Consider the following 7,681-nt stretch of genomic DNA (forward strand, 5'->3'; position numbering starts at 1 on the left):
TAGTTGAAATCCAGCTTTTGCGAATCTGAGAACCAGAGAGGAAGTGAATTACTCCAGCTATCTGAAGTATCTCACAAAAGTTGGAGCCTGACGATCCGGCCGATTATAAAGCGCTTACTGAAAAACGCTGTAGGAACTATACCTATGGCGTTTTTTCATGCCCAAAACTGTCCCAGAAGGAGTCAAAAATCCTATGTTTTTTCTCCCACAGTCAGCCCAAAGGCCCCGCCCGTAGTTTTTCCCCTCCGGGGCATCCAGGCGGCATAGAGGTCGTCTTTTTCCTAAAAACAAACACTTTTCCAAACCGCCGAAGGGAGGTGATACTATGGCAGTATTTCGCATTGAGAAAACCCGCGACTACACGGTGATGTCCAACCACCACCTGCGCAACGCGGGGCTGTCGCTGAAATCCAAAGGGCTGCTCTCCATGATGCTGTCCTTGCCGGAGGACTGGAACTATACCACCAGAGGCCTTGCAAAAATCTGCAAGGAGGGCACGGACAGCATCGGCTCCGCCCTGAAGGAGCTGGAGCGGGCCGGGTACATAGTCCGCAACCGCCTCCGGGACAGCAAGGGCAAGATCGTGGATGTCGAGTATGTCATCTACGAGACGCCCCATCCCCCGGACACGGGCCAGCCGTGTGAGGACGAGCCGGATACGGCTTGTCCAGATACGGAAAACCCGGATATGGATAACCCATGTCTGGAAAACCGGCCACAATTAAATAAAGAGAAAAGAAATCCTGAAGAACAAAATACTGATTCACCAAGTACGGAAGGATCAAATCCTATCCAATCAAGCCCCCAAACCCCCGCAGGGGCCAAACGGACTGGACGGGATTGGATGCGTGAGCGAAAGAGCTATCGGGAACTGATTTTGGAGAATATCGAGTATGACTATCTATGCCGGGATGACCGGCTGGATCGGGATATGCTGAATGAGCTGGTGGAGCTCATGGTGGATACCGTATGTTCCCGCAGGGAGACGATCCGAATTTCCGGGGACGACTATCCGGCGGAGGTGGTCAAATCCCGGTTCCTGAAGCTGAACAGTTCCCACATCGAATATGTGTTGGACCGTATGCGGGAGAACACCACCTATGTCCGCAACATCAAGAAATATCTGCTGGCTGCCCTGTATAACGCCCCGGCCACCATCGACAGCTACTATGCGTCCCTGGTGAACCACGACCTGTACGGCAGCGGAGAAAGGAGATAATAGGCCATGCAGGAAGAAGTCACCCAGCGCACCGTTGCCCTCTGTGTGGAGGCCACCAAGCTCTCCGCCGGGATGCTGCAACAGGCCATGAAAAAAGTGCTGGACGAGATGCAGAAAGGAGTGACCGGCCACAAGACCAAGCTGCACCACGGCAAGCAGACCCTCCGGCAGCTGATGAAGCACAACACCGGCGTTTCCAACATCGAGATTACCGATCAGAATATCCGGGCCTTTTCCGCCACCGCCAAGAAATACGGCATTGACTTTGCACTGAAAAAGGATACCAGCGGCGAGATACCCCGCTACCTGGTGTTCTTCAAGGGCCGGGATGCCGACGTCATCACGGCGGCTTTTCGGGAGTTTTCCGCAAAGAACCTGGAGAAAGAGAAAAAGCCCTCTATCCGCAAGGAACTGGCTCAGGCAAAGCAGCAGTCAAAAGTCCAGCACCGCCAGCGGGAGAAGGTCAAGACCAAAGACCGGGGTGTGGAATTATGACGGTTGACTTGAAGAAGGTTCTCATCCTCAACCTTCCATATCTGCTGTTCGTGTATCTCTTTGATAAGCTCTGCCAGGCGGTGCGCCTCGCACCCGGCCTTGACGCCTCTGAAAAGTTCCTGCATTTGAGCCAGGGCTTTACGGAGGCGTTTTCTTATGCGGCACCAAGCCTGCATCCGCTGGACCTGCTGGCAGGTATCGCCGGGGCGGTCATCGTCCGGCTGGCGGTGTACGCCAAAGGCAAGAACGCCCGCAAATACCGTAAGGGCATTGAGTACGGTAGCGCCCGGTGGAGTGCATAATCTTAAGTGTAAAGAACTCTACATGGACGCACAGGAGGATATGCACATGAATGATTACAGCAAAATCACAGCCCTTTACTCCCGCCTTTCCGTAGGCGACGAGGACAGGGACGGCGGCGAAAGCAACTCCATACAGAACCAGAAGAAGTTTTTGGAAAGCTACGCCAGACAGCTAAAATTGACGAATATCCGGCACTACATTGATGATGACGAAAGCGGCAGATTTTTCGACCGTTCCGCCTACTCCCGCATGATAGAGGACGTAGAAAACGGTAAAATCGGCGTGTGTATTATGAAAGACATGACCCGCTGGGGGCGCGACTATCTCCAAGTCGGCAACGCTATGGAGATTTTCCGCAGAAACAACGTGCGCTTTATCGCAGTCAACAACGGCATAGACAGCGAAAACCCCGATACATTGGAGTTTGCCCCTTTTATCAACATCATGTCGGAGTGGTACGCAAAGGACATCAGCAAGAAAGTGAAAACGGGCATTAAGACCAAAGGCGTGAGTGGAAAGCCGATTGCCACCGAAGCGCCCTACGGCTATATCAAAGACCCGGACAACAAGGATTTTTGGATAATCGACGAGGAAGCCGCCGAGGTTGTGCGCCTTATTTTCCGTCTGTTTATCGGCGGGAAGAACCGCAACCAAATCGCCGTATATCTGAAAAACGAGCAAATCCCTACCCCCACTTTCTACATGAAAGACCGGGGACGGGGAACGTGTAAAAACAAGGCGCTCAATGAGGCCAACCGCTATAAGTGGAACAAAGTCACCTTGACCCATATCCTCACGCGGCAGGAGTATTGCGGTGATGTTGTCAACTTCAAGACCACAAAGCACTTCCGCGACAAGCGGAACCACTATGTAGACCGGAGCCAATGGCAGATAACCGAAAATGTGCATGAGCCGATTATTGACCGCGCCGACTTTGAAACCGCACAGCGGATTTTGGAAAACGCGCCCGTCAGACGCCCCAACGGGGACGGGGAAATCCACCCTTTGTCGGGCTTGCTTTTCTGTAAGGATTGCGGCGCAAAAATGCACATCCGCATAGATTACAGGAACGGCGGCAAGCGGCATGTTGCCTATTGCAGCGAGTATCACAAGGGGAAAGCCAAAAACCCCAAGTGCCATTCCCCACACATCATCGACGCGGACTTGCTCATGCAGACCGTCGCGGAAGTGCTGAAGAAAATCGAGGACTACTCTATCAGCAACCGGGCGGAGTTTGAAGCCTTAGTGAAAAAGAACCTTGCCATGCAGCAGACCGACCAGACCAAGAAGCAGCAGAAACGTATCCCGCAAATCACGACACGCCTTGAACAGATTGACAAGGTGCTGAATAAGCTCTATGAGGACAACGCCCTCGGCACGATCCCGCAAGACCGCTACGAGCAAATGTCGCAGAAGTATTCGGAAGAATACTACACACTGAAAACGGAGCTTGCCACGCTCCAAGAGCAGCTATCCGCTTATGAGAACGCGGGAGGACGGGCGCAGAAGTTTTTGAAACTGACGGAACGCCATGCCGCCTTTACCGACCTTACCCCCGCCATTCTCAACGAGTTTATCAGCAGGATTGAAGTGCATGAGCGCGACCAGAAAAGGGCGAGATACGCAATCCAGCACATCAGCATATATTTTAACTATATCGGCAGGTTTGAGAACGAAGTGACGCAGCTCGCAGAGCCGACCGAGCAGGAAATCCGGCAAATGCGGGAGGAAATCGAAGAAGCCAAAAAGGAAAAGAGCCGCGCCTACCACCGGCAATATTCAAGGGAGTACCGGGCGCGAAACCTTGAAAAGCAACGGGAGTATGAGCGTATCAAGGCGCGGGAATACCGGGCAAGGAGAAAGGCGCAGACCGCCGCCGCACAGCCCGCACTGTAAACAGAATAACCGACAGCCGAGAGGGGATTTTCCAACTACGGGAAATCCTCTTTTTCGCGCCCGGAGAAAGGAGCCGCCTATGGCAGAACAGAACGGGACGCCCACCGCGCCCCGGAACCCCGACAGTATCATCACAACGCAGAGGAACGGGCAGACCATTGTTGCGGAGTTATTTTTCAATCACAGCAGCACAGAAACATTCCGCGACAAGCTGCTCAAACTGGTACTTGCCGACAGTTCGCGTTTATCCGCGTCTGACGGTCAAGAGCCGGAAAAAACAGAAATCTTGCGATAACAGCCGCCCCGACGAACCATTCCCCGTCCGGGCGGTTTTTATCGTCAAAAACGCTGTTTTCTCCAAGTCAAGAGCCGGAGAAAACACCCGAAAAATGCCCCTATTGCGTAACAGGGGCGCAGGAAGGAGCTTGCATGAGAACAGGGCTTACCAAGCAGGAAAAGACCACCGATATTTGGTTTGACGAGAAAGACCCCCTTATCCATATCCGCACCCACAACACCGCCTTGAAAAAGCGTCTGCTTGCATACAGCCGCCGCTACCCGGCGATCTGCCAGCAGACCGACGCAGACCCGGAAACGGGCTGCATGGAGTTTGACATTGAGAAAGGCCGTTTCTCTTTCCGTCTGACCGCCCCATACAGTGAGGAACGCCGCCGAGCCGCCAGCGAAGCGGCGAAAGCTACCGCGAGCAATCTCACGCGAAATGTGGTATAATTTTTTTGAAAAAATTTTGAGATTAATGTAGTATTCGCCGCTAAAACCGTAGTATATAGGTGAAGCCGGAAAGGAGGCGGTGAGATGATAGACGATGAAAAAATCATAGAAATGTTCTTTGAACGGTCAGAGCAAGGCATACGAGAGCTGGACATTAAATACGGAAAAATCTGTCACAATCTCTCATACAACATTGTGAATAGCAGACAGGACGCGGAGGAATGTGTCAACGACGCTTACTTAGGCGCGTGGAACGCCATTCCCCCGGTACACCCTAACCCGCTGCTCAGCTACATCGTAAAAATCGTTCGGAACATTTCACTCAAAATCTATTGGAGAAAGGAAGCAGCCAAACGAAGCGGACATTACAAAATTGCTTTGGAGGAAATTGAGGGCTATATCGCAGACCAAAAAACCGTGGAAGATGAAATTGAAGCCAGAGAGTTAGCCCGTATCATTGGAGAATTTTTGGACACGCTGACCCTTGAAAATCGCGTCATTTTCATGCGCCGCTATTGGTTTGCCGACAGTTACAAAGACATAGCCGAGTTTGTAGGGCTTTCGGAGAAAAACATCTCCGTCCGGCTGACCCGTATCCGCGAGAAAATGAAACAATACTTGATAGAAAGAGAGGTGTTCGTATGAACGCGAAGAAGTTTTCCGACGCAATGAGCGAACTTGATACCAAATATGTTGATGAAGCTCTCAACTATAAAAAGAAAGCTAAAAAGACAGGTTGGATCAAGTGGGGCGCTATGGCGGCTTGCCTGATAATGATTGTGGGAATTGTTTTCTGGAGCCCAACAACTCATGACGGTAGGCGTGTAATTAGCGAATATCATACTAATTCGTCTGGCAGTTATGCTACTCCCTCTCCGGGAGAAGTGGCCTTTACAAGCGCAGTGAGAGAAGCCCGCGAAAAATATGAGGGGAAAAATGTGAGTTTCTTGCTTGGCTTTTCCGTATTCAAAGATGATGGGGAGAAAGTTGTAGAACTTTCAGAAGAAGAACGGATTGCAGAGTATCAACGGCTCATTTCACTGGGTTATGAGCTTTACACAGCCGAATGTTGGACATATCAAGGAAAAGGCGAAAAATTATACTACACTGTTGTTGTTGGCTATTTTACAGAAAGCGAACTATCTCTTTTTGCAGGAAACCCGGAATATGGTTATATGTTTGATTTTGTAACTAATGGAGATGGTTCCAGTATTTCTGCTAAAGAAACAGACATTATTACGAATTTTCCAACCAATCATTCATAAGAAGATAGGTGTCTTAACGGGGGTGTCGTAATGAAAAAAATCATTGAGGGGAAATTTAATCTTCTAATTAGCATTGTGCTTTACTGCCTTTCTGTTGCAATTTTTTTGATAAGCCAGTTGTCTATTGTATCTGGCACATTTATGAGTGGAAGTGTTTTTAGCTATAACTATCCTTTAAGAGTAGCAATGAATTGCTTAGCCATTGTATGTGCCGCTATTGCAGCTTTTGGAAAAACAAAAAAATGGATATTGGCAATTAAAATACTGTTGTCTGTATTCATTATTGCTTTCATATTGATTTTCGGAATGAAGAATAATGTTATGGCCTAAACGGAAGGAGGTGCGTATTGGAAGAAGAAAAATGGGTGCTATGCCCGATCTGCAACAACAAAACTCGAATTAAAGTGCGCCCCGATACGGTGCTTGAAAACTTCCTCCTGTACTGCCCCAAATGTAAGCAGGAAACAATCATCAATGTAAAAGAGTATGTCACATCGGTTATCAAAGAACATGGCGAACAGCCATAACTAATTCAATAGCCATTTTGGACAGGAGCAGCTATTTTCGCACAGAAAACGGCTGCTCTTTTCTTTTGCCTATGAGCAGAAAGGAGCGACCACCCATGACGAAACCGAGGGAGAAAACCCGTGAGGAAGTGACCGCCGAGATTGAGGACGGAAAGAAGAAAATCCGACAGCTTGAAAACCGGGAAAAGGTGTTGCGGCAAAAGTTGTCCCAAGAGGAACGCCGGACGCGCAGCCACCGGCTGATCGTCCGGGGCGCGGTCTTTGAGAGCATTGTGCCGGAAGCCAAGACCATGACCGACGAGGAAGCCACCGCCTTTCTCCGGCTTGCCTTGACGAGCGAGCCAGCACAGGAGTTTTTGAAAAAGCGAGCCGGGAACGGGAACGCGGAATAATCCCTTTGGAACAAAGGGCGCAACTATACACCACCTGAAGGTAGTGTGTTGCGCCCTGCCGGGGGCTTCCTGCGGAAAGCGGATGATTGCCCGTAGCGTTGCTCCTGCCAATCATCACAGGGGAAGCTACACTTCCCCTGCGCTGGCTGCCGCCAGCTACCCCTTTGTGGACTTGCCGCCCGGAAACACCTTGCGCTGCAAGCTGTTCCCGTCCAGCAAGTTTACAATTCATCTGTTCCCAAAAGCAACCGATTATAGTATAATACAGCCAGCGACAAATTGGAATTTTTATAGGAGGAATTGGGGATGGAACATGATATAAATTTAAACATTCATTACACTGCGCCGAAAGAAGTTTGGGAAAAAATCAATATGGTGTATGCTTCCATGCCGTACTGGGCAGGAAATAAAGATGAACCGCAATGGGTAGGGGAAGATATAGATTTGCGAGCTTCTGTTGAACCTAGCGGGGTACAAATTTGGGGAAATATGCCTGATGACATTTGGGAAAAATGGTATTCAACACTAAAAAAGAAATTAACAGAACTTTTAGGATATGAAATTGGAGAACCTGAAGATGGTTACGAATTTAAATGTTTTGAGTAACTAACTTCCAGTTTGTTAAGCAGACAAATCCTAATTTATGGGGCTGTCCATCATCGGGCCACCCTGACCTGAACTATCAAAACTGAATACCAGCCACCACCGGCGGCACCATCGAGCAGGAAATCTTGAAATGATATGCTCCCTTTATGAGAGACAGTGAAAAAAATAAACTGTAATCATAAAGGGAGCAATTCTATGTCGCAAAAAAGTAAATTAAATGCAGAAGAAAAAGTCGAAATTATCAGG

The 7,681-nt window shown here is 49.5% G+C and carries 11 protein-coding genes and 1 pseudogene; all 12 read left to right on the forward strand.

Annotated features, from left to right (window positions below; genetic code table 11):
* Nucleotides 1-325: 325 nt before the first annotated feature.
* The 12 genes and pseudogenes from B5E82_RS17405 (at nucleotide 326) to B5E82_RS17460 (ending at nucleotide 7,435) form a co-directional block, all read left to right on the forward strand.
* Nucleotides 326-1,219, forward strand: coding sequence for a DUF6017 domain-containing protein (locus B5E82_RS17405; RefSeq protein WP_087308786.1), 894 nt, complete (start codon nucleotides 326-328; stop codon nucleotides 1,217-1,219).
* A 6-nt stretch (nucleotides 1,220-1,225) separates the two neighbouring features.
* Nucleotides 1,226-1,714 carry a PcfB family protein gene (locus tag B5E82_RS17410; protein ID WP_087308787.1) on the forward strand — a complete coding sequence of 163 codons (489 nt, stop codon included), beginning with the start codon at nucleotides 1,226-1,228 and terminating at the stop codon, nucleotides 1,712-1,714.
* Nucleotides 1,711-2,007: pseudogene (locus B5E82_RS17415) on the forward strand (VirD4-like conjugal transfer protein, CD1115 family); the annotation flags it as partial. The gene B5E82_RS17410 and the pseudogene B5E82_RS17415, both read left to right, overlap by 4 nt.
* Before the next feature lie 55 nt (nucleotides 2,008-2,062).
* The gene (locus B5E82_RS17420; protein WP_330398423.1) at nucleotides 2,063-3,913 is read left to right on the forward strand and encodes a recombinase family protein; all 1,851 of its coding nucleotides are present in this window, start codon (nucleotides 2,063-2,065) and stop codon (nucleotides 3,911-3,913) included.
* A 79-nt stretch (nucleotides 3,914-3,992) separates the two neighbouring features.
* On the forward strand, nucleotides 3,993-4,208 hold the full coding sequence (locus B5E82_RS17425) for a transposon-encoded TnpW family protein (protein WP_087308790.1): 216 nt from the start codon (nucleotides 3,993-3,995) through the stop codon (nucleotides 4,206-4,208).
* A gap of 134 nt (nucleotides 4,209-4,342) precedes the next feature.
* The gene (locus tag B5E82_RS17430; RefSeq protein WP_087308791.1) at nucleotides 4,343-4,645 is read left to right on the forward strand and encodes a hypothetical protein; all 303 of its coding nucleotides are present in this window, start codon (nucleotides 4,343-4,345) and stop codon (nucleotides 4,643-4,645) included.
* 84 nt (nucleotides 4,646-4,729) lie between these two features.
* A complete protein-coding gene (locus B5E82_RS17435) occupies nucleotides 4,730-5,290 on the forward strand; it encodes an RNA polymerase sigma factor (protein WP_087308792.1) in 561 nt (186 codons plus the stop codon).
* On the forward strand, nucleotides 5,287-5,910 hold the full coding sequence (locus tag B5E82_RS17440) for a hypothetical protein (RefSeq protein WP_087308793.1): 624 nt from the start codon (nucleotides 5,287-5,289) through the stop codon (nucleotides 5,908-5,910). The genes B5E82_RS17435 and B5E82_RS17440 overlap by 4 nt, the downstream gene beginning before the upstream one ends.
* Nucleotides 5,911-5,940: 30 nt before the next feature.
* Nucleotides 5,941-6,240 (forward strand): hypothetical protein, encoded by a 300-nt coding sequence (locus B5E82_RS17445; protein WP_087308794.1) that lies wholly within the window; start codon nucleotides 5,941-5,943, stop codon nucleotides 6,238-6,240.
* Between the two features lie 17 nt (nucleotides 6,241-6,257).
* Entirely contained in the window at nucleotides 6,258-6,437 is a 180-nt protein-coding gene (locus B5E82_RS17450; RefSeq protein WP_087308795.1) for a cysteine-rich KTR domain-containing protein, read from the forward strand.
* A 95-nt stretch (nucleotides 6,438-6,532) separates the two neighbouring features.
* Nucleotides 6,533-6,829: a DUF3847 domain-containing protein gene (locus tag B5E82_RS17455; RefSeq protein ID WP_087308796.1), complete on the forward strand. Its 297-nt coding sequence runs from the start codon at nucleotides 6,533-6,535 to the stop codon at nucleotides 6,827-6,829.
* Nucleotides 6,830-7,135: 306 nt separating this feature from the next.
* Nucleotides 7,136-7,435, forward strand: a complete 300-nt coding sequence (locus tag B5E82_RS17460) for a hypothetical protein (RefSeq protein ID WP_087308797.1) — start codon at nucleotides 7,136-7,138, stop codon at nucleotides 7,433-7,435.
* Nucleotides 7,436-7,681: the final 246 nt, after the last annotated feature.

It is taken from the genome of Lachnoclostridium sp. An138 (assembly GCF_002160765.1).
GTDB classification, from domain to species: Bacteria; Bacillota; Clostridia; order Lachnospirales; family Lachnospiraceae; genus Laedolimicola; species Laedolimicola faecalis.